Annotated in this window: 1 protein-coding gene; it reads left to right on the forward strand. The window is 67.4% G+C overall.

What is annotated here, in order from left to right:
- Positions 1 to 263 precede the first annotated feature (263 nt).
- Positions 264 to 1333, forward strand: a 1070-nt coding sequence (recA, locus tag G6023_RS15295; RefSeq protein ID WP_182636338.1) for a recombinase RecA, incomplete at its 3' end; no start/stop codon positions are given.

Consider the following 1333-nt stretch of genomic DNA (forward strand, 5'->3'; position numbering starts at 1 on the left):
CAGCGATCCGCAGATCCCCGTGAATCACCGGGGCTAGCGCTCCGTCCGCGGCGTGTCGGTCGACCTCGAACACCCGTTCGCCTACACTGGGTGTCACGTGCTGACGGTTCGCCCCGTCCACAGGGCGCCCTTCCTCCACAGGAAAACGGTCGCCGGGTTCGCGCCAGACGTTCGTGTCGTACCCGGCCCGTAACGTCCGCAACTGAATCACCACCCAGACCGATCGGCCGGACGCCGGGGGTCGCGCAGGAACGGAGAGCACCATGGCACCCAAGACCACCGCGAAGTCGGGGACCAAGACGGGCGTGGCCCAGAATCGCGAACAGGCGCTGGAACTGGCCCTCGCGCAGATCGACAAGGCCTACGGCAAGGGCTCGGTCATGCGGTTGGGTGACGACAACCGGCCGCCGGTCCAGGTCATCCCGACCGGGGCGCTGTCGCTCGACGTGGCACTGGGCGTGGGGGGCTTCCCCCGGGGACGCGTCGTGGAGATCTACGGCCCGGAGTCCTCGGGTAAGACCACGGTCGCGTTGCACGCCGTGGCCAACGCGCAGGCGGCCGGCGGGATCGCGGCGTTCATCGACGCGGAGCACGCCCTGGATCCGGAGTACGCCCGCAAGCTCGGCGTGGACACGGACAACCTCATCGTCTCCCAGCCGGACACGGGTGAGCAGGCCCTGGAGATCGCGGACATGCTCGTCCGGTCGGGGTCGATCGACATCCTGGTGATCGACTCCGTGGCGGCGCTCGTCCCGCGCGCCGAGATCGAGGGGGAGATGGGCGACAGCCACGTCGGCCTGCAGGCGCGACTCATGAGCCAGGCCCTGCGGAAGATGACGGGCGCGCTGCACAACACCGGCACCACCGCCATCTTCATCAACCAGCTGCGCGAGAAGATCGGCGTCATGTTCGGCTCGCCGGAGACCACCACCGGTGGTAAGGCGCTGAAGTTCTACGCGTCGGTGCGGTTGGACGTGCGCCGTATCGAGACGCTCAAGGACGGTGCCGACGCGGTCGGTAACCGCACCAAGTGCAAGGTCGTCAAGAACAAGGTCGCGCCGCCGTTCAAGATCGCGGAGTTCGACATCCTCTACGGCGAGGGGATCAGCCGCGAGGGGTCGCTCATCGACATGGGCGTGGACAACGGCTTCATCAAGAAGTCGGGGTCCTGGTTCACCTACGGACCGGACCAGTTGGGCCAGGGCAAGGAGAACGCCCGTCGGTACCTCAAGGAGAACCCGTCGGTGCGGGACGAGATCGAGCGCAAGATCCTCGACAAGCTGAATATCGGCGCGGGGGCGGAGATCGCCGAGATCGAGGCGGAGTCCGACGA

This window comes from Dietzia sp. DQ11-71 (assembly GCF_014144995.1).
Taxonomy (GTDB): Bacteria; Actinomycetota; Actinomycetes; order Mycobacteriales; family Mycobacteriaceae; genus Dietzia; species Dietzia kunjamensis.